This window comes from Gillisia lutea (genome assembly GCF_021568705.1).
GTDB lineage: Bacteria > Bacteroidota > Bacteroidia > Flavobacteriales > Flavobacteriaceae > Gillisia > Gillisia lutea.
The window spans coordinates 560213-580777 of record NZ_JAKGTH010000007.1 but is presented as its reverse complement, the minus strand read 5'-3'; the positions used below and the strand labels follow the sequence as shown (position 1 = coordinate 580777).

General features: G+C 36.8%; 15 protein-coding genes and 1 tRNA gene. 10 read left to right on the top strand and 6 right to left on the bottom strand.

Translation table 11 applies throughout. From position 1 onward, the window contains the following. Window positions 1–56: 56 nt before the first annotated feature. The 4 genes from L1I30_RS06940 to L1I30_RS06925 all read right to left on the bottom strand — a co-directional run bounded on the left by L1I30_RS06940 (window position 57) and on the right by L1I30_RS06925 (window position 8405). Entirely contained in the window at window positions 57–1544 is a 1488-nt protein-coding gene (locus L1I30_RS06940; protein ID WP_236133541.1) for a RagB/SusD family nutrient uptake outer membrane protein, read from the bottom strand. Window positions 1545–1562: 18 nt separating this feature from the next. Continuing rightward, the gene (locus L1I30_RS06935) at window positions 1563–4622 is read right to left on the bottom strand and encodes a SusC/RagA family TonB-linked outer membrane protein (protein WP_236133540.1); all 3060 of its coding nucleotides are present in this window, start codon (window positions 4620–4622) and stop codon (window positions 1563–1565) included. A 71-nt stretch (window positions 4623–4693) separates the two neighbouring features. Continuing rightward, window positions 4694–7159, bottom strand: coding sequence for a hypothetical protein (locus L1I30_RS06930; protein ID WP_236133539.1), 2466 nt, complete (start codon window positions 7157–7159; stop codon window positions 4694–4696). Window positions 7160–7385: 226 nt separating this feature from the next. Then, window positions 7386–8405 carry a LacI family DNA-binding transcriptional regulator gene (locus tag L1I30_RS06925; protein ID WP_236133538.1) on the bottom strand — a complete coding sequence of 340 codons (1020 nt, stop codon included), beginning with the start codon at window positions 8403–8405 and terminating at the stop codon, window positions 7386–7388. A gap of 737 nt (window positions 8406–9142) precedes the next feature. Between L1I30_RS06925 and ftsH the strand changes: the two genes are divergently transcribed. From ftsH to L1I30_RS06910, 3 genes are read left to right on the top strand one after another with little or no spacing between them, the layout of a single operon-like run. Continuing rightward, window positions 9143–11131: an ATP-dependent zinc metalloprotease FtsH gene (gene ftsH / locus L1I30_RS06920; RefSeq protein ID WP_236133537.1), complete on the top strand. Its 1989-nt coding sequence runs from the start codon at window positions 9143–9145 to the stop codon at window positions 11129–11131. 22 nt (window positions 11132–11153) lie between these two features. Beyond that, a complete protein-coding gene (locus L1I30_RS06915) occupies window positions 11154–11540 on the top strand; it encodes a hypothetical protein (RefSeq protein WP_236133536.1) in 387 nt (128 codons plus the stop codon). A 37-nt stretch (window positions 11541–11577) separates the two neighbouring features. Next, the gene (locus L1I30_RS06910) at window positions 11578–12342 is read left to right on the top strand and encodes an exodeoxyribonuclease III (RefSeq protein WP_236133535.1); all 765 of its coding nucleotides are present in this window, start codon (window positions 11578–11580) and stop codon (window positions 12340–12342) included. Between the two features lies 1 nt (window position 12343). Here the strand turns inward: L1I30_RS06910 and L1I30_RS06905 are convergent, their stop codons facing one another. Next, window positions 12344–12757, bottom strand: a complete 414-nt coding sequence (locus L1I30_RS06905; protein WP_236133534.1) for a hypothetical protein — start codon at window positions 12755–12757, stop codon at window positions 12344–12346. Window positions 12758–13086: 329 nt separating this feature from the next. Next, window positions 13087–13161, bottom strand: a tRNA-Pro gene (locus tag L1I30_RS06900). Window positions 13162–13322: 161 nt separating this feature from the next. Between L1I30_RS06900 and L1I30_RS06895 the strand changes: the two genes are divergently transcribed. From L1I30_RS06895 to L1I30_RS06865, 7 genes are all read left to right on the top strand, one after another. After that, the gene (locus L1I30_RS06895; protein ID WP_236133533.1) at window positions 13323–14456 is read left to right on the top strand and encodes a PQQ-dependent sugar dehydrogenase; all 1134 of its coding nucleotides are present in this window, start codon (window positions 13323–13325) and stop codon (window positions 14454–14456) included. Then, window positions 14453–14902 (top strand): c-type cytochrome, encoded by a 450-nt coding sequence (locus L1I30_RS06890; RefSeq protein ID WP_236133532.1) that lies wholly within the window; start codon window positions 14453–14455, stop codon window positions 14900–14902. Before L1I30_RS06895 ends, L1I30_RS06890 begins: the two co-directional genes overlap by 4 nt. Window positions 14903–14994: 92 nt before the next feature. Continuing rightward, the gene (udk, locus tag L1I30_RS06885; RefSeq protein ID WP_236133531.1) at window positions 14995–15603 is read left to right on the top strand and encodes a uridine kinase; all 609 of its coding nucleotides are present in this window, start codon (window positions 14995–14997) and stop codon (window positions 15601–15603) included. Window positions 15604–15622: 19 nt separating this feature from the next. Beyond that, window positions 15623–15937 carry an FtsB family cell division protein gene (locus tag L1I30_RS06880; RefSeq protein ID WP_236133530.1) on the top strand — a complete coding sequence of 105 codons (315 nt, stop codon included), beginning with the start codon at window positions 15623–15625 and terminating at the stop codon, window positions 15935–15937. 51 nt (window positions 15938–15988) lie between these two features. Continuing rightward, window positions 15989–17356: a methylmalonyl-CoA mutase subunit beta gene (locus L1I30_RS06875; protein WP_236133529.1), complete on the top strand. Its 1368-nt coding sequence runs from the start codon at window positions 15989–15991 to the stop codon at window positions 17354–17356. Window positions 17357–17394: 38 nt separating this feature from the next. Next, window positions 17395–19527 carry a methylmalonyl-CoA mutase gene (scpA, locus tag L1I30_RS06870; protein WP_236133528.1) on the top strand — a complete coding sequence of 711 codons (2133 nt, stop codon included), beginning with the start codon at window positions 17395–17397 and terminating at the stop codon, window positions 19525–19527. Between the two features lie 89 nt (window positions 19528–19616). Further along, on the top strand, window positions 19617–20501 hold the full coding sequence (locus L1I30_RS06865) for an SDR family oxidoreductase (protein ID WP_236133527.1): 885 nt from the start codon (window positions 19617–19619) through the stop codon (window positions 20499–20501). Window positions 20502–20565: the final 64 nt, after the last annotated feature.

The window sequence follows — 20565 nt, the reverse complement described above, 5'->3', positions numbered from 1 at the left end:
GAGAAGCACTTAGTTATAATATGCTTCTCTGATTATTGATTAATTTTTAAGTCTTCTTAATACCCCGGATTCTGAGTGATGGTTCCTCCCGATTTATCGATATCGCCTTGTGGAATAGGATAAAGATAATGGTGATCCTGGAAATTTCTCCCTAATGAAGTTAGAACCGTTTTGGCAACGCCCCATCTTTTTAGATCGTTAAACCTTTGAGATTCGAAACCTAGTTCTACTCTTCTTTCGTGCATTAGCCACTCTTTTATTTGGACTTTATCTGTAGAATCTGGTCTATCGGCTAAAGTTCCTGCAGGAATTGCTGAACCATCAGCTGTAGTACTTGTTCTGGCTCTTTCACGAATTTGATTGATGATAGCAACTGCTCCTGTATAATCTCCAGTTTCATTTAAGGCTTCTGCTTTCCATAAAAGAACATCGGCGTAACGGATGAAGATTTTATTACTTGGAGAATCATCATTCCCTTTATGATTTCCAGCTGTATTACCCAATATTTTAGAAACGTTCTGGTTTGGAACATCTACGGTATATAATAATCTCGGATCATTTGGCTCAAACGCATCGATGAAATCCTGGCTTGGAGCTACAAAACCCCAACCTAATAACGCACAAAGACCGTTTCCTTTTCGCGGATTTTCTCCAGATTCGTGGTCATAAGCAAAAATTACCTCACCTTCCGTGAATTCCTTATCAATATCAAAACTATCAAAATAATTATCGTTTAAGCTATAAAAGCCAAGTGCTTCCAGCTCTGAAACCAAGTTGATAACTTCGGTCCAGTTTTCCTGGTATAACGCGGTTTTAGCCTGTAAAGCAATTACTGCTCCCTTTGATGCTCTCCAAGGTTGGGAGGGATCTGGATATTTGGCATCAGGCAACAGCTGCTTAGCTTCGGCCAGATCCAAGGCTATTTGTTCTGAAACCTGTAATTTCGGAACTCTAACAGCTACTTCAAAAGCTGCTTCAAAGGAAGTTAAAGGTTCTAATAACAAGGGCACATCACCAAAATTGTTTACCAGGTCAAAATAGTAGAATGCTCTTAAAAAATAAGCTTCTCCTAATAATTGATCTCTGCGGGCATCACTAATACCTACGCTTTGTATTACTTCCTCGTTTGTTAAATAACTAATAGCCAAGTTAATTCGGTTGATACCTTCATAATCGTATAGCCAAATTCCATTAAAGGCGCCATTATCGGCCGTAAAGCTAAAGTTACTTAGCTCATCCATCCACGCTTGATCTCCATCGGGATTCCACTTCTTATTCATATCATTCGATGCGATGTCCTGAAGGATAAAATCGTTCCTTAAAACTGATCCATCATCCCAACCCCATTCGCCTATCAAATTCAAGGTGCTTGCCAGTAACTGATAGGAAGAACTTACGGATGATTCCAACGTATTAATTGTTGGGTTTGTATCAATTTGATCGGATGTAAGAAGCCCTATAGGTTCTTTAGTGAGTTCATCGCTACAACTAAATAAGGTTGTAAATGAAAGAACAATGAATAATCTTTTATATAGTGTTTTCATAAGAATGTTTTTAAAGAATTAAAACTTAACATTTGCTCCAAACAGCACTGATGTTGAAGAAGGATAAGTTCCCATATCTATCAAATCTGTAGATTCCGGATCAAGTCCTGTATAATCGGTTACAGTAAATAGATTTTGCCCCGATACGTAAAGTCTCACATTTTGTAATCCTGCTATAGATTCTAAAGTATAACCTAATTCTATATTTTTAAGACGCAGATAAGAGGCATCCTCAACAAAGATACTGGATACTTTACTACTTCCATTATCTTCAAAAGCTACTCTTGGAATCTCGTTAGTACTTCCTTCTCCATCCCAGGCTCCTAGAATGTTTGTGGTATAATTAAAGGGACGCGTATCGTAATCTAAGATCTTTTTGGCATCGTTGTATCTATCAACTCCTGCTACTCCTTGAAAAAGGAATGAAAAATCAAACCCCTTATAATCTGATGAAAATGCCAGTCCGTACGTGAATTCTGGAATCGGACTTCCAATAAAGTCCCTATCATCAGAATTTATAATTCCGTCATTATTTAGATCACTAAATTTTATATCTCCCGGTTTAACATTTGGATTCAGCGTACCACTTAAATGCTCGTTAATTTCGGTCTGATTCTGATAAATTCCTTCCATTTTATAACCGTAATAAGCATTTAATGGCTGTCCTGGTTGAGTTCTGGTTACATTTCCTATGAGGTTAGGAACATTTGGATGCAGTTTTTCTACATTGTTTTTTAGGGTTGCGAAATTTGCATTCACATTATAGTTAAATTCATTTCCTGAATTTCTATAATTAAGTGAAAATTCAAATCCCTTATTACTCACTTCCCCTGCATTTACTATGGTTGGAGACACATCCCCCACGATTCTTGGCAACCCAATTGGCAATAATATATCAGTAGTGTTTTTCACAAAATATTCTGCAGAAACTTCTACTTTATTATTAAATATACCCAAATCAAGTCCTACGTTAGTTTGAGCAGAACTTTCCCATTTTAAATCCTCATTTCCATAACGATTTATTACAACCTTTCCGTCTGTTTGACTAATTAATGTAAGAAAGGCATAGTTGTCTATCTCCTGATTTCCTAATTCCCCATAACCTGCTCTTAATTTCAGGTTTGATAACCAGTCTACATCCTTTAAGAAATCTTCATCTGATAATTTCCAACCTGCAGATACCGATGGGAAATATCCCCAACGATTATTTTCAGAGAATCTTGAAGAGGCATCTGCTCTAAGGTTTCCAGTAATCATATATTTTCCTCCATATACATAGGAAGCTGAAGCAAATAGAGAAAATAAAGACCATTCAGAGGCGCTCCCACTATTCCAGACATCAATTTCGGTTCCTCCATAATCCAAATATCTAAAAGTATCATCAGTTATAGCAAAACGTGATCTGCTTGCCCCAATAGAAGAACTATAATTCTCAATAAATTCGGTACCTACTAATGCGTTAATATCATGTACATCATTAAATGTCTTTGCATAGTTTAAGGTGTTATTGAAAGTAATTGTTCTGTTTTCACCGCGTTCCTCATTTAGATTATTCGGTCTGTTTTGTCGTCCAAGTCCTTTATCGGTTTCATTTCCACCCCCGTCATCATCTCCAAAGTTCTCACCAAAGGCCTTATTATGAAGGAAAGTTAGATCGACACCTACATTGGTTCTAAAGGTTAGTTCCTTATCTTTTAGAAATGAATATTCGCCATATACATTTCCAAAGGTTTTGAAAATAGTCCTTTGATCATCAGTAAAATATGCCAAGGCAATAGGATTGGAAGACCATTCGTATTTATCACTTTCCCATCCACCGTTGTCTCTGTTATTATGCACGTAGAACGGCAAATCTGTAAACGGATCACGTGCTGTATATGTTGGGTCATTAACATCTTTATAAACTGAAATAACAGGAGCTCTTAACAGAGCATGACGAATAATACCAGGAGCATCCCCTTTAGAAGATAATTTATCTTGCTTGGAATGTGATAATTGTAAGTTGGTTCCAATTTTAAAACGATCGGTCAAATTTGCATTGATATTCGTTCTATAATTCAGCCTTTGATATTTGTCGTTATCCAAGATCACGATACCATCCTGTCCATAATATCCCAACGACATTAGAAATTGAATTTTTTCACTTCCTCCACTTGCTGAAAACTGCAAGTTTTGAGATTTTCCTGTTTCAAACAATTCATCTAACCAATCGGTATCGGCAAAATCTGCTCTTCCCTTATCGGCTGTATAAGGATTTTCGCCCGTTCTATCTGAATTGTTCCATGCCTTCTCTACCGTATTCATATATTGTTCTGCATTAAGCATATCTGGCAAATTAGATGCAAAATGAAGTCCGGTGAAATAATCCACATTAAAACTTATTTTTCCAACTTCTCCACTTTTTGTAGTTATTAATACTACCCCAGCAGAAGCCCTAGATCCATAGATTGCTGCTGCTGCCGCATCTTTTAATACGGTCATGGATTTGATATCTGACTGATTTAAAAAGTTGATATCTCTTGAAGGAATACCATCTACCACGTATAGCGGATTATTATTTCCTATAGTTCCTTCTCCTCTAATACGTATTTGGATATCATCTCCCGGGGCACCGGTACTTGAAGTTACCTGAACACCTGCAACCTGCCCTTGTAAGGCCTGAGCTACATTCGGAATTCGTGATTTTTCAAGGTCGGACATGTTTACCACCGAAACCGCCCCGGTAAGCGTTGACTTCTTTTGAGAAGAATACCCTACCAAGATTACTTCACTTAATTGCTGTGCGTCTTCTTCTAAATTGACATTAATCTCACTCTTTCCATCTACCGAAAGCTCTTTTGAAATATAGCCAATACTACTAAATACGAGTACCGCGTTTGGATCTACGTTATTAATGGTATAAGCACCATCAAAATCGGTTGAAGTACCGTTGGAGGTTCCTTTCACAAAAACATTTACCCCAGGTAAAGGTCCTTTTGCATCAGTAACAATTCCTGTAACAGTTTGTGCCATTAAGGCACTTCCAGAAAATACCGCCCATATAAACAACAGGCTATAAAGCATATTTTTTTTCATCATATCAAGAAATTAAATTGATTAATTATAGTGTGAACTCTAATCATAACTTTAAATATTTAGGTGAAGTGGTTTTATTTGTTTTTATAATCGGGATCCATTTCTTTAGTTCTAATACCTGCAACCTCATCAGCCATCAGTATAAACACATTCCAGCATAATCCTCTAGTTGAATGCCACCACGAATCTGTAGACTCCCATTTAGTAGGGATGAACTCTTTACTGTAAGGCCATTTTGAATTGAGATTGATCTCGGCCCAGGCTCTGTTCTCCATTAATTTTCTGGCCTTTTGCCATCCATGCTTAAGCCCTACTACATAAGCCATATACTCTGCGCGCATCCAGCTACCTCCATTATAGTAAAAGCCATCCCGGGATCCATCTTTATAATTGGATTCCCCAAACTCTGCAAAAGGTTGATACTTTTCATTTAGGTATGCATATCCCTTTTCATCTTTAGTTAAACGCACTAATATTGGAGCGGTGGTCCCAAATTCGGGATATGGAGAATTAGAAACTTTATTTAATACAGGAATTTGCTCTAAATGATTAACCACCATATTATCTGTTAGCAAGTTTCTTTCAAATAACCAAAGAGAAAAGAATTCCGGTTCCAGATCGGTTAAAGAAATAATATCAGGATACTTCCTATCAAATAAAATATGTTTCTTCTTAGCATCATAAAAGTCACGGTACCCTTCTTCGGCTTTTTTAATATATTCCTCAGAAATATCATAACCCAATTCTTTAATGGTTCTTAAAGCTATTGCGAACATCCCTTGATTTACCGCTAATCTATCGGTCTTAGGTGTGTACTCTATAATATCAATTTGGTTTAATGTAAAATGAGATTTACATAGACCATCTTTATCTTTATCAAATTCGTTTAAGACATATTCCACAGTCTTATCTATCTTCTCTTTTGGAAGAGCAACCCCGTAACGCCTTTTATTTAACATTGCCCAAATCAACCACTGAATGGTGGCTTCGTTATCCTTGGCTTCAACGGTGCCCATATACGGAGTTATAATGGTTGCTATTGCTCCTTTAGAGGTTTGGGTTTTAGCCCATTGATCCCAAATTTTCAAATTCAGCTCTTCATTATAGCTGGATGTAATCGAGAAAAATGAATCGCGGTTATACATATCAGGTGCATAATTCATATTAGGCACATTTAGGGGTGTAAAATCATTTACAGAAGTGATCCATGTTAACATGTTGAAATTAGCATATAACATTTTCTCGATTTGTGTTCCCTCAAAACCTTTAGCTTCAGCAAGACGAGACTGGGAAGAAACAACAAAATCGTGGTGATTGGTCCAGGGTTCAACAAAAATATAGGTTGTTTTTGTAACCTTTTCCCCCATGTTCATTTTGTTGTAAGGTTCCTTTTTGGGCTCATGTTCAATAATTTGAAGATCTTTTATCTCCAGCTTCGACTTGTTACCTAATTGAGTAAGGAACATCGCCACGCTATCATTCTGAATATAAGGCACCAGAATACTTCCTTTAAAAGCGGTCCATTCAGTTTCTTTAACTGGAAAATTATCGATGTATTTTATTCCATGCTCCAGCTCTACAGTTTTCTTTCCATTTTTAATTCTGAAAAGTTTCAGCGCAATTAGGGCATTTCCTTTAGAAAGAAAGGAAACTGTGTAGGATTTTTGATCTTGTAATGGTGTTAGCACTTCAATCCCCGAACGACCCGAAGTTTTAGATGCGATTGAAATCACTCCTGAATTGGTTTCAATTTTAGCATCTCCAACTTTTTTAAAATTCTCTTCTACTTTATAAATCAATTCTTTTCCCGCATCCAGATTGTACATTTCTCCAAATGTATACTGCACATAATGCTCTCCTTTCTCCCTTTCGGTCAATGTTGCTGAAGAAACTAGTGCGGGATCAGGCAATTTTCTCATTCCTACAAAACCGCCTCCATGACCATTAAAACGACGGCGAGTGGAGCGAGTATAATGATTTTTATAACCTGCATCTGTCAGAAAACCAACTACATGATTATCTGGTGTAACAAAACCAATCGAGGGAAACATTTCATGCGCAAAACCTCCCGGAAAATCATCATGCTCAAAAGAGACGTATTTAGAAGGAGCCTCTGCCGGCTTAGAAATTTCTTTAATTGTAAAATATAAAGCAGGCATTCCCGATTGAAAAAGATCGATACTTTTTCTAATAACCTGCTCATTAATTATCTCATAAGTTACAGTTATAGATAAGTTTAGATCAAACTCTTCTATAAATGTATCCCGGGTTAAACGTATCTTTTTCTTATTACCTGTCCACTTCTCCCCTTTCCAGTTCGTGATGTTTACATTCTCACTAAGATCTAAATTTGCCATGTTAAGCGAAAACTCTTCTGTATTATTAAGAAGTAACTTTTCACCATTATAAACCACCACATTAAAACCGCTAATAGAATCGCCTATCACTTTTAAATTCAGGTTTTGCGCATTTCCTGCTGCAACAAGAACACAAAAGAAAAAGACTGTAAGAATTTTAATACTGGTAATATTTCTTAGCATAGGTGATACATTGTATTTATTAAGTAAATCGTTTTACTAACTGTCTTTAAAAAATACCACTTTACGTGGCTGAATTAAAATTAACAAAAAGATAACTATATCGAAATAGTTCTTAAAAGTAAGTTAAATTAATATTCTCACCTAATTTATTATTTTAAAATATAAGTTTAACGAGTTTTTCGCCTCACGAACAATGCTGCAACACTTTAATAATGCGACAACTAACTCAGGAAGATTTTCTTACAATTAACTCCCCGTCCAACACAATTTGAATTTTATCCTGAATACTGTGTTTCCTTTTCAACAATTTTAAGGTACCACTAATAACCTCTTTTGCCAGTGATGTAATGGGTTGCGACATCACCGTAATAGCCGGAGCATGAAGCTCAAACAGGTCACGATCATCAAAAGTTATAACTCCTATATCTTCCGGGATCTGGATATTTTTTTTCTTTAAGATCTTCAGGCCTGTAATAGCCAAGTTGTTTGTAGCAAATAATATGGCATCAATTTCAGGGTGTAGTTCTAAAAATTCTTCAAACTGTTTGTTTCCTACTTCAGACTTTACATCATCAAAGCTTATAAGCAGCGACAAATTTTCCCTGTTTGCTTCTCGTACTGCTTCTTTGTACCCATCAAATCTATCCGTTAAAGTAGATAGTTCGGTTTTTAGACCTACATAAGCAATATTCTTGAAACCCTGATTCTTTAAATATTCTACTGCCCTTTTGGTACTTCCATAATTATTAAGCACTACATAATTGTAATCGGCATCTCTATAAAAACGGTCAAAAAGCATTACTATCTGGTTTTCTGAAACCAATTGCTCGATTTCATCCTGAAAGTCTTCGGGAGGAGTAATAATATAAGCATCTACCTGCCTGTCCTTAAACATTGATATCAGCTCTATGGCTCGTGATTTCTTATTATCTGTACTACAGAAAATAATTTTATACCCGCTATCAAAAGCTAATTTTTCCATCTCTTTGGCAACCGATGAAAAGAAGGGGTCAGAAATATCTTCTACCATAAAAACGATGGTCTTGGTCTTTCCGGTTCTAAGGGATTGTGCTGCAGAGTTTGGTTTGTATCCCACTTTCTCTATATAGGCTTCAACCTTCTGAATTACCTCATCGCTAATTCTGTTCTTTGCCTTTTTATTGATTATAAATGAGATCGTAGTGATAGATAAGCCCAATTCCTGAGCAATATCCTTAATAGAAATCTTAGATTGGTTTTTTTTCATTTACATGTTGGATTATTAAAATATGGTTCATAATTATTGAATAAGCCTTTCAGTTTCACGCAGGCAGTTTTTCATGTTTTTCAATAAAAAGCTGTGAATGGTATTGAAATTAATTTTTGAAGGCTCTAATTGATGAAAAACTTATCTAAATGGCAATATATACCTTGATAATTTTCAAAAAGAAAATCTTCGACGGCTATATTACTTTAATTTTTTCTCAATTAAATGGTTAAAATTTAAAAAAAAGCTTGGTGTTTCTTTAATAATTTTTTCAGGCTATATGCAGAAATTAGCACCAGAATATGTATGGTTTACTACACTTTACATAATATTGGGTAAGATATTACCAGACCTGCTTTGTTCAAGGTTTAGAAGATGAATTTTCCTCTGATTTCATTAAACCTGGATATTGCTTGTGCTGTTTTTCTTAGAAGAAGTCTTCCTCTATAAGTCGCGCTGACTATTGGCACGACCATGAATAGAGAGCATCCTACTTAAGATCCTCAAATTCTTCATATGCTTTGATAACCCTCCACTTCCCGTTGGTTTAACTAGTTTATTACTAGTGTATCCCGTACTTATAAAGAAAAATGGAAGGTAAACCAAGGGAAATGACTTAAGTCATTTTACACCCTACTTATTTTAAATAATTTAGAAGCCGATCGACTCATTGCTCATGCTTGCTACTCCCCTACAATGAAGTCATCTAAAAAAATACAACTCAGCTTCGTAAAAGAATGGAATCGCAACAACCAAATAAAATACACAAACAGCCGGAAAAGAAACCACCCAAGTCGCCCCTTAATGGATCAGGATCTCTATGGATTTATCTTATAATTTCGGTAACTTTTATAGCCCTATATCTATTTATAAGTCCTGAGTTTACAACAAAGGAAATAAGCTGGAAAGAATTTGAAAACACCATACTTCCTACCGAAAAAATTGAACAGATCATTATTGTAAATAAAGAGATTGCCGAGATTTATGTAAAAGCTAAACTTACTGACAGTACCAAGTATGATCAAATTACAGATAATTCGTTCAATCTAAGTCAAACGACACCGGCCTATACTATTCAAATTGGATCTGTAGACAGTTTCGAAAATAAACTGGAAAAGGCCCAACAAGAACTCCCCACAGCAGACCGAATTACCGTCACCTATACCAGTCGAAGTAGTTTTCTTGATATATTTTCCTGGCTTATTCCATTAGGAATCTTAATTTTTTTCTGGATATTCATTTTAAAACGAATGTCTACAGGAAGCGGCTCTAATCCCCTATTCAATTTTGGAAAAACCACTGCCAGGATCTCTGAAACAGACAAAAAAAGCAGCGTGAGCTTTAATGACATTGCGGGCTTAAAAGAGGCCAAAGTTGAAGTAATGGAGGTAGTAGATTTTCTTAAAAACCCTGAAACCTACACCAAATTAGGAGCAAAAATACCCAAAGGTGTTATGCTTGTTGGCCCTCCTGGCACAGGAAAGACCCTCATGGCCAGAGCGGTGGCAGGAGAAGCCCAAGTACCCTTTTTTTCTCTATCAGGATCAGAGTTTGTAGAAATGTTTGTAGGAGTGGGAGCTTCACGTGTACGCGATCTTTTTAAACGCGCAAAGGAAAAAGCACCCAGCATTATTTTTATAGATGAAATAGATGCAGTAGGACGCTCAAGAGGTAAGGTGAACGCTTTTCAAACTAACGATGAACGAGAAAGTACATTAAATCAGTTACTTACAGAACTTGACGGATTTGGTCCTAATACCGGTGTGATTGTTCTGGCTGCTACTAACCGTCCCGATATTTTAGATAAAGCTTTACTTCGCCCGGGTAGATTTGACAGGCATATTTACCTAGAACTCCCCAATAAACATGAAAGGGAAGAAATTTTTAAAGTTCATATGCGTAATCTCGTTTTAGGGGAGGATGTTGCTATAGATATTCTTGCCACTTTGAGTCCAGGATTTTCGGGTGCAGATATTGCCAACATTTGTAATGAAGCCGCTTTAATTGCAGCACGCAAAAAAACGGAAGCCATAATGCAAGAAGATTTTTTAGAGGCCAGAGATCGTGTAGTGGGAGGTTTAGAGCGAAAAAGCAAAATTATATCCCCAAAAGAAAAAAAGATTATTGCTTTTCACGAAGCGGGACATGCTGTAGCTAGCTGGTATTTAGAGCATGTTGATTCCCTGGTAAAAGTATCCATTATTCCCAGAGGAAAATCTTTAGGATCTGCCTGGTATTTACCAGAAGAACGTCAAATTGTTACCAAATCACAGTTTATGGATCAAATATGCGCTTCTCTGGGCGGTCGGGCGGCTGAAGAGATCATCTTTAATGAAATCTCATCGGGAGCAATAGACGATTTGGAAAAAATAACAAAACAAGCCTATGCTATGGTAGCATATTATGGTTTAGATGAATCTATAGGTCCCCTTAGTTTTTTTGATTCTTCAGAACAGAGTAGAACACTATTTGGAAAACCTTATAGCGAACATATGGCAAAACTGATTGATGAAGAAGTGCAACAGCTCATCTCCAAGTCGTATCAAAGAACAAAGGAGATTCTAACTACCCATAAAGCTAAATTGATACAACTGGCTGAACTTTTATTGAAAAAAGAAACTGTAGAAAAAGAAGATCTTATAGAATTATTAGGAGCTCGCGACAGAAAGTTCTTAGAAACAGACGATCATACCAACCAATCCCTATCACAATTTAATAAGACTTAATAATCACTTAAATGAATTAATTATGGAAACACAAGTTTTTTTCAATTCAGATTTACATTTTGAACATGTTCAATGGCAAAGAGAACTATTATTCTGGGAAGACGAACTAAAGTCTTTCAAAAATAAGTTAGAAGAATTGGCTACCCGCTGGACAGATAAATCGGTATTGGCACAGTTAGAGCAATTTCAAAACAAATTCATTCGTCATGGCGAAGTAATAGATGAGTTGCAACATGAAATAAACGTTCATGAAACCAATATGGCCGAACATAGTATTAAAAATGAAGAAGTGTTAGATTATTCCCTTCTCAAAAATCATATAAATTTTAGAAGTAAAATTGAAACCCAAAGAAGTATCTACCAGGATCTCAAGAAAGATCTCTTTCGATTTCTTTCAAAATATATGTAGTTTACAACTATATAAGTAAAATATTAACTCTCTGCAAATGAAAATTATATCGTGGAATGTTAACGGATTGCGTGCTATCTTAAAGAAGAACTTTTCAAAATCTGTAAAAGAATTTCAGGCAGACATCCTATGTTTTCAGGAAACAAAAGCACAAGATAATGAAGTTGTCGAAGCCTTGGCTAAGCTTGAGGGATATCATATTTTCATCAATTCAGCTATAAAAAAAGGCTATTCGGGTATTGTTCTGCTTTCTAAAAAACAACCTATTTCAGTACAATATGATATGGGAATAGATGAGCATGATAATGAAGGACGCATTATTTGTGCTGAATATTCCTCCTTCTATTTAATTACCGTATATACTCCAAATTCTGGTCAAGGCCTTAAAAGACTGGATTACAGAAAAAAATGGGATGCCGATTTTTTGCAGTACTTAAAAAAACTGGAGGAGAAGAAACCTCTTATAATTTGTGGTGATTTTAATGTTGCCCATCATGCCATCGACCTTAAAAATGATAAGTCCAATTACAATAAGACAGCCGGCTACACACAAATTGAAATTGATGGAATGGATAATTTAATCAATTCCGGGTTTGTAGATGTTTACCGTAAATTTCATCCTGATGTAATTGCGTACACCTACTGGAGCTACCGTTTTAAAGCCAGGGAACGAAACATAGGATGGCGTATAGATTATTTTTTAATTAGCTGCGCTTTATATGGCAAAGTAAAAACCACGTATATACTTCCCGAGTATCATGGCTCTGATCATTGTCCCATTTCGCTGGAAATCGATCTATAATTTATAATTCAGAATCTTTCACATATTGGAAAACAATTTTTTTAAATATGAAAAAATTGCTTTTAAAGTCATCCATTCGAGCACTTAGCTCACGATGCCTTTCTCTGTATGCTGCATCTGCAATTCCTTTAGCGCCTTTTTCAAGTTGAGAAAGCTGTTTTTCATGAGCAATAATATCCTCATGCATAGATTTGAACAAGTTTGAATGTATACCATCTAAATCTTCCAGCATCTTTTTGGTATCTATTTTGCGTTCATCCTTAGGCGATGTTTTCTTCAGTAAATTATCAAAGAATTTTATTTCATCTTTCCAGAAAGCAATAGTATCCAACCATTCCTTACTTTCAAAATGTAAGACATTTAGCCCGGCCTCCAGTAAAAACGCCCTCTTAAGGTTTAAAATTTCTGTGTTCATTGCGTGTACTTTTAATGAGTTATTTATTACATGAAAAATTTACCTCTCATCTATATTATTCACTAAAATGAAAGAATACAAAGATTCCTCTTTTTCGCTGGAGACAAAATGACCTTGGTCATTTTCTTACATTTTCATCTCAATTAAAAGCATGCACACTATTTAAAAAGAACCGAAACGATAATGTGTATGCTAGAATGAAACATGATTATAAACTATATAGTACCATGTTTCTACATATTCATTTTATTTCTAAGCAATTGAAAACAAAAAACCTCATTGATCAGAATGATCAATGAGGTTTTTATACCATTTGATAATGGTCTTAGTCGGGGTGGCAGGATTCGAACCTGCGGCCTCCTGCTCCCAAAGCAGGCGCGATAACCGGGCTACGCTACACCCCGAATTCCGAAGTTTAATATCGCTTAAAAAGCGAAATAAATTTTGTTTATCGGGCTGCAAATATAGTAATTCATTTCAATCAGACAACATACTTTTAAAAAAATAAAAATAAATTCTATTTAGCGCTTTTTAGAATTTTAGGTACCTTAAACAAAAAATATCCATGAAGCATTTTTTATACCTTTCAATCGTAGCTCTAAGTCTTTCATTTACAGCCTGCGGACAAAAAGACAACAGTATTCAGGAATCTACCTATTCCTACACATCAGAACTAGTTGTTGATGGCCTCAACATTCCTTGGGGCATGGCATTTTTACCGGATGGCAGCATGCTTATTACCGAAAAAAGCGGTGAACTTATTCATTTCAAAAATGGAGAAAAGCAACTTATAACGGGGGTTCCCAAAGTCTATGATCGCGGACAAGGTGGTTTTCTGGACATAGTATTACATCCTAATTACAAACAAAATGGATGGATCTATATTACCTATGCCTCGCCGGAAGGAGAAGAAGAGGGTGGAAATACCGCTTTAATGCGTGCAAAATTAGATGGCAATATGCTTACCGAGCAAGAAGTACTTTATAAAGCAACTCCTAACACTACTAAAGGACAGCACTTTGGCTCTAGAATCGCTTTCGATAAGGAAGGTTATCTCTATTTTTCGGCAGGAGAACGAGGCGAACGTGATATAAATCCGCAGGATATAACCAGAGATAATGGTAAGGTCTACAGGCTTAAAGATGATGGTTCTATCCCGGCCGACAATCCTTTTGTAGATACTCCAAATGCCAAATCGGCTATTTACAGTTACGGACATAGAAATCCGCAGGGAATGATTCTCCACCCAAAAACCGGGGAGATATGGGTTCATGAACATGGACCTAAAGGTGGAGATGAGATCAACGTCATTAAAAAAGGTGCAAATTATGGCTGGCCTGTTTTAACCTACGGGATTAATTACGACGGTACGAGTATGACCGATGAAACTTCAAGACCGGGAATGGAAGATCCTATTCATTATTGGGTTCCATCGATCGCACCTAGCGGAATGGCTTTTGTAACTTCAAATAAATACCCACATCTACAGGATAATTTGCTGGTAGGATCTTTAAAATTTCAATATCTTGAACTCGATATTCTAGATGGTGAAAAAGTTGTTAAAAGAGAAAAATTATTAGAGAATATTGGGCGAGTTCGCGATGTTGTTCAAGGTCCAGATGATTATATTTATGTGGCTGTTGAGGGAAAAGGAATTTATAAATTAATAGAAACAAAAATTGAAAAACCACAAGAATGAGAATAGTGTTCCCACTTTTGATCTTTAGTCTACTTACAGGTTGCAAAACCGATAAAAAAGAAGAGAAAGAAGAAATTAAATTAAGTGCTAATCAGGTTACCGAGGCGAAAGACACACAGTCAGAAAGTTATAAAAGAGGTAAAGAAGTATATGCCGATTTTTGTGTGGTGTGCCACCTTCCCAATGGGAAAGGAATTCCCGGCTCCTTCCCTCCTCTCGATGGCTCTAACTGGTTAACCGAAAAACGCAAAGAAAGCATACATGCCGTAAAGTATGGATTACAAGGCAGTATTAAAGTGAACGGTGAGGAGTATTCAAATGTAATGACCCCACTAGGCCTTAGCGATCAGGAAGTGGCAGATGTATTAAATTACGCGATGAATTCGTGGAGCAATAAAATCGAGCAACCCGTAACGCTTGAAGAAGTACAAGGGGTGACTAAATAATTCCCCTTTAAAAAACCTTAAAAAACTATTAAATTAAAAAGCAAACCCGGCATTAAAAACTAATAATTAACTTTGCCGCAAAAATTCTATTTATGCTAATTATAGGAATAGCCGGGGGAACCGGTAGTGGAAAAACTACGGTTGTTAATCAAATTATTGAGGAACTTAAGAATGAAGAAGTAGATGTAATATCTCAAGATTCTTATTATCAAGACACTAGCCATCTTACCTACGAAGAACGCACCAAAATCAATTTCGATCATCCAAAATCTATAGATTTCGATTTATTAGTATCACACTTAAAAGACCTTAAAGACGGAAAAACCATCGAGCAACCTGTTTATTCGTTCAAAGAGCATAATAGAACCGGGGAAACTGTAATTACTGAACCTAAAAAGGTAATTATCGTTGAAGGTATTCTAATCCTTACACATACCGATATTAGAGACATGTTCGATATCAAAATATATGTACATGCCGATAGTGATGAGCGTTTAATTAGAAGATTGAAGCGTGATATAAACGATAGAGGTCGGGATCTCGACGAAGTGCTTTGGCGCTATCAAACTACTTTAAAACCAATGCATCAGCAGTTTATAGAACCTACTAAGGAGTTTGCTGATATTATCATTCCTACTAACCGCTACAATACCGTAGCTGTTGATATTGTGCAGACTATTATCAAAGAGAGGTTAGCTTAATTTTGTATATTTAAACATTATGAAATTAAAAGAGCTGCGCAGCAAAAGATGGTTCAAAATTATTAGTAATAAGTATGTTCTTATCTTACTGATATTTGCTTTTTGGATGCTCTTTTTAGATAGTAATTCCTGGCTAATTCACCGGGAATTAGATCAGGAAATAGACAAATTACAAACCAATAAGGAGTATTATCAAAAAGAGATTGGGAAGGACAGAGCAACCATACAAAAACTCAATGATTCCTTTGAGCTGGAAAGTTTTGCCAGACAGCAGTATTACATGAAAAGACCTAATGAAGATATCTACATCATTCATTACGACACCATAGATTAAAAAAGCGTTTTAAGAGTCAACTCACAGATTTTATTTAAAAATATAACAACAATGAGCCAAGCTTTATTTCAGGAATTTGATGAAGTTTCCGCAAAAGAGTGGAAACAAAAAATTCAATTCGATCTAAAAGGAGCCGACTATAATGAGAAACTCATCTATAATAGCAGGGATGGAATTTCAATAAAACCTTTTTATAATGCTGAAGATGTTAAGGAACCTGCAAATATAGATTCTCCTTCACAATGGAATATTTGTGAGAAGATCTATGTGGCATCTGTTGAAAAAAGCAATAAAAGAGCGAGAAAAGTATTAGAGAAAGGCGCAGAATCGTTGTGGTTTATCATTCCTTCGGAAGAGACTGATCTGGAAGCACTCTTTAATAACATCGACCTTTCTTCAACTCCTATCTATCTTGCTTTTGAATTTTTAGCCGATAGCTTCGTTGATAAATTGAATCTTTTCTTAAAAGATAAAGATCATCACATAAAACTCCAAATCGACATTATTGGAAACCTGGCAAGATCCGGAAACTGGTATCACAATTTAAAAGAAGATCATGCAATTTTAGACAAGATCGTTTCTAAATCAAGCTATTCCTCTATTATCAGCATCGACTCCGGTCTTTATCAAAATGCAGGAGCAACCATCCCACAGGAATTAGCATACGCACTTGCTCACGCCAATGAATATTTGAATCATTTTTCAGAAGATGTTACGCGGCTAGGGGAAATGCAGTTTTTGGTGGCTTCCGGTACCAATTACTTTTTTGAAATCGCAAAACTTAGAGCTCTCCGATTGTTATATGCTAGTTTGGCTGTAGAATACGGAATCTCTGAGACTTGCCATATTCTAGCACAACCAACTAAGCGGGATAAGACTTTATATGATTATAATGTCAATTTACTTAGAACTACCACTCAAAGTATGAGTGCAGTACTAGGAGGAGCAAATGCGGTTTATAACCTACCCTACGATGCTATCTACCATAAGAATAATGAGTTTGGTGATAGAATAGCGAGAAATCAGTTGTTGGTATTAAAGAATGAAAGTTATTTCGATAAGGTATCAAATGCAGCTGAAGGTGCATATTATATTGAAAGTCTAACTGCTCAATTCGCTGAAAAGGCGCTCGAAATCTTTAAAGAGATCGAGAATGGAGGAGGATTTCTAAAACAATTGAAAGAAGGCATCATTCAACGAAAGATCGCAGAAAGTGCTAGTAAAGAACAAGAACTTTTTGATACCGGAAAGCTGATCCTAATTGGAACTAATAAATTCAAGAATCCTGAAGATCGTATGAAACAGGATCTGGAATTATACCCTTTCTTAAAAATGGATCCGCGAAAGACTCTGCTTCAGCCTATCCTGGAGCGCAGACTGGCAGAGAAACTTGAAAAGGAACGCATAGCAAGCGAATAAGAATTGATTGGAAAGACAAGCACTAAAGAATTAAATAGATGCAACGTAAGAATCTTCAACATATAAAATTGAAAAAATCTGTTTCCCAAGAGGCAGAACACACCAATTCCGAAAAAGGCTTTTTAACTGCGGAAGAGATCAGACTTAAGTCAACTTACACAAAAGAGGACCTGAAGCAAGCAGAGCATTTAAATTTTGCAGCGGGAATTCCGCCTTATTTACGTGGCCCATATAGCACGATGTATGTTAGCAGGCCTTGGACCATTAGGCAATATGCCGGGTTCTCGACAGCTGAGGAGAGCAATGCTTTTTACAGAAGGAATTTAGCTGCTGGACAAAAAGGTCTCTCAGTAGCATTCGATCTCCCTACTCATAGAGGATACGATAGTGACCATGAACGTGTGGTAGGAGACGTTGGAAAAGCAGGAGTCGCCATAGATTCTGTAGAAGATATGAAGATCTTATTTGATAAGATTCCATTAGATGAAATGTCGGTTTCTATGACCATGAACGGTGCGGTATTACCTATTCTGGCGTTCTATATTGTAGCTGCAGAAGAACAAGGTGTGAAGCCCGAGCAACTTTCCGGAACTATTCAAAATGATATTTTAAAGGAGTTCATGGTACGAAATACCTATATCTATCCTCCTACTCCTTCCATGAAGATTATTTCAGACATCTTTGAATATTCTTCCAAGAACATGCCTAAATTCAATAGTATAAGTATCTCCGGATATCATATGCAGGAAGCGGGTGCTACCTGCGATATTGAATTAGCCTATACTCTTGCCGATGGATTGGAATACATTCGCAAAGGATTGGCTGCAGGTATGGATATTGACAGCTTTGCTCCCAGGCTTTCATTTTTCTGGGCTATTGGAATGAACCATTTTATGGAGATCGCCAAAATGCGCGCAGGAAGAATGTTATGGGCGAAATTAGTAAAACAGTTTAAGCCTAAAAGTGAAAAATCTTTAGCTTTAAGAACGCATTCTCAAACCAGCGGGTGGAGTTTAACCGAACAAGATCCTTTTAACAATGTTGCTCGAACCTGCATAGAAGCGGCGGCAGCAGCATTTGGAGGAACCCAAAGTTTACACACGAACGCTCTCGATGAAGCTATTGCCTTGCCTACAGATTTCTCTGCAAGAATAGCACGAAATACTCAATTATTCCTGCAACAAGAAACCAAGATCACCAAGACCGTAGATCCCTGGGCAGGAAGTTTTTATGTAGAAAGTTTAACGCATGAGATCGCTCAAAAGGCTTGGAAGCTTATTGAAGAAGTGGAAGAACTTGGCGGAATGACAAAAGCTATTGAGGCCGGGATCCCAAAACTCAGAATTGAAGAAGCCGCCGCAAATAAACAGGCTAGAATTGATAGTGAAACCGATATTATTGTTGGAAATAACAAATATCGCTTAGAGAAAGAAGATCCACTTGTTACCCTAGAAGTAGACAATCAGACAGTACGCAATCAGCAAGTTGCCAGGTTAGATAAAATTAAAGCTGAAAGAGATTCAGAAAAGGTAAGCAAGGCTCTAAAGGCACTTATTGAAGCCGCTAAAAGCAATGAAGGTAATTTATTGGAACTTGCGGTAGACGCAGCCAGAGAACGTGCTACCTTAGGTGAAATTAGCGATGCTCTGGAAGAAGTGTACGGAAGATATAAAGCGAAAATTCAATCTTTTAGCGGAGTTTATTCTAAACAGATGAAAGATAATACCTCATTTATAAAAGCAAAAGAGCTTGCCGATAAATTTGCCGAGCAGGAAGGACGACGCCCCCGTATCATGGTGGCAAAAATGGGTCAGGATGGACACGATCGCGGTGCTAAAGTAGTAGCCACAGGTTATGCCGATCTTGGATTTGATGTGGATATTGGTCCGCTATTCCAAACACCTGCAGAAGCTGCCAAGCAAGCAGTTGAAAATGATGTACATATTTTGGGAGTTTCCTCATTAGCGGCAGGACACAAAACCCTGGTACCACAAGTCATTGAAGAATTAAAGAAGCACGGACGAGAAGATATTATGGTGATTGTGGGTGGAGTGATACCATCACAAGATTATCAATACTTATTCGATGCAGGCGCAGTAGCTGTGTTCGGACCTGGAACTAAAATAAGCGAAGCAGCCATAGAATTACTGAATATTTTGATAGATGAATAGTAACTATTTCTATGGACTAACCATCTATAGCGCCTATACATATTTCTATATTAATACCTAACTATAACCAACTACTAAAAAAACTTAAAATGGATTATTCACAAAAAATGCTTAGAGATGATGCCCTAAAAGGGAAAACCATCGTTATAACCGGTGGAGGAAGCGGACTCGGAAAAGCGATGACCAGTTATTTCATGGAATTAGGTGCAGAAGTAGCAATTACTTCTAGAAATCTTGAAAAACTGGAAAATACTGCTAAAGAACTGGAAGCCGCAACCGGAGGAGTTTGCCTTCCGCTTCAATGTGATGTAAGAGAATATGAACAAGTAGAAGCTATGCTGGCGGCTACGGTAGAGAAATTTGGCAAGGTGGATATTCTTCTGAATAATGCAGCCGGAAACTTCATCTCTCCAACCGAACGACTAAGCGCAAATGCTTTTGATACCATTATTGATATCGTTTTAAAAGGAAGCAAGAACTGTACGCTTGCTTTTGGAAAACATTGGATAGACAACAAGGAACAGAATAAAACTATTTTGAATATAGTAACAACCTATGCATGGACAGGTTCTGCATACGTAGTTCCTAGTGCAACTGCCAAAGCAGGAGTATTAGCAATGACACGTTCCTTGGCGGTAGAATGGGCCAAGTATGGAATTCGCTCGAATGCCATTGCTCCCGGACCATTTCCTACCAAAGGGGCATGGGACAGATTATTGCCAGGTGATCTGAAAGAAAAATTTGATCTTGCTAAAAAAGTTCCTTTAAAACGCGTGGGAGATCATCAAGAATTAGCAAATCTGGCTGCTTACTTGGTTTCAGATTTTGCTGCGTATGTAAATGGCGAGGTAATTACCATTGATGGTGGAGAGTGGCTTAAAGGGGCTGGTCAATTCAACCTGTTGGAAGCCGTTCCTGAAGAAATGTGGGATATGCTCGAGAGTATGATTCGTTCGAAGAAGAACAATTCTTAAGCAGCTAATTAACAATCATTGTTATCTTATTAAAATCAAATATCCTCCAGCTTTAGAGGATATT

Coding starts and splice junctions, on each gene's coding strand:
- L1I30_RS06940 (WP_236133541.1), bottom strand. CDS start 1,544: ATGAAAACACTATATAAAAGATTATTCATTGTTCTTTCATTTACAACC.
- L1I30_RS06935 (WP_236133540.1), bottom strand. CDS start 4,622: ATGATGAAAAAAAATATGCTTTATAGCCTGTTGTTTATATGGGCGGTA.
- L1I30_RS06930 (WP_236133539.1), bottom strand. CDS start 7,159: ATGCTAAGAAATATTACCAGTATTAAAATTCTTACAGTCTTTTTCTTT.
- L1I30_RS06925 (WP_236133538.1), bottom strand. CDS start 8,405: ATGAAAAAAAACCAATCTAAGATTTCTATTAAGGATATTGCTCAGGAA.
- ftsH (WP_236133537.1), top strand. CDS start 9,143: ATGGAATCGCAACAACCAAATAAAATACACAAACAGCCGGAAAAGAAA.
- L1I30_RS06915 (WP_236133536.1), top strand. CDS start 11,154: ATGGAAACACAAGTTTTTTTCAATTCAGATTTACATTTTGAACATGTT.
- L1I30_RS06910 (WP_236133535.1), top strand. CDS start 11,578: ATGAAAATTATATCGTGGAATGTTAACGGATTGCGTGCTATCTTAAAG.
- L1I30_RS06905 (WP_236133534.1), bottom strand. CDS start 12,757: ATGAACACAGAAATTTTAAACCTTAAGAGGGCGTTTTTACTGGAGGCC.
- L1I30_RS06895 (WP_236133533.1), top strand. CDS start 13,323: ATGAAGCATTTTTTATACCTTTCAATCGTAGCTCTAAGTCTTTCATTT.
- L1I30_RS06890 (WP_236133532.1), top strand. CDS start 14,453: ATGAGAATAGTGTTCCCACTTTTGATCTTTAGTCTACTTACAGGTTGC.
- udk (WP_236133531.1), top strand. CDS start 14,995: ATGCTAATTATAGGAATAGCCGGGGGAACCGGTAGTGGAAAAACTACG.
- L1I30_RS06880 (WP_236133530.1), top strand. CDS start 15,623: ATGAAATTAAAAGAGCTGCGCAGCAAAAGATGGTTCAAAATTATTAGT.
- L1I30_RS06875 (WP_236133529.1), top strand. CDS start 15,989: ATGAGCCAAGCTTTATTTCAGGAATTTGATGAAGTTTCCGCAAAAGAG.
- scpA (WP_236133528.1), top strand. CDS start 17,395: ATGCAACGTAAGAATCTTCAACATATAAAATTGAAAAAATCTGTTTCC.
- L1I30_RS06865 (WP_236133527.1), top strand. CDS start 19,617: ATGGATTATTCACAAAAAATGCTTAGAGATGATGCCCTAAAAGGGAAA.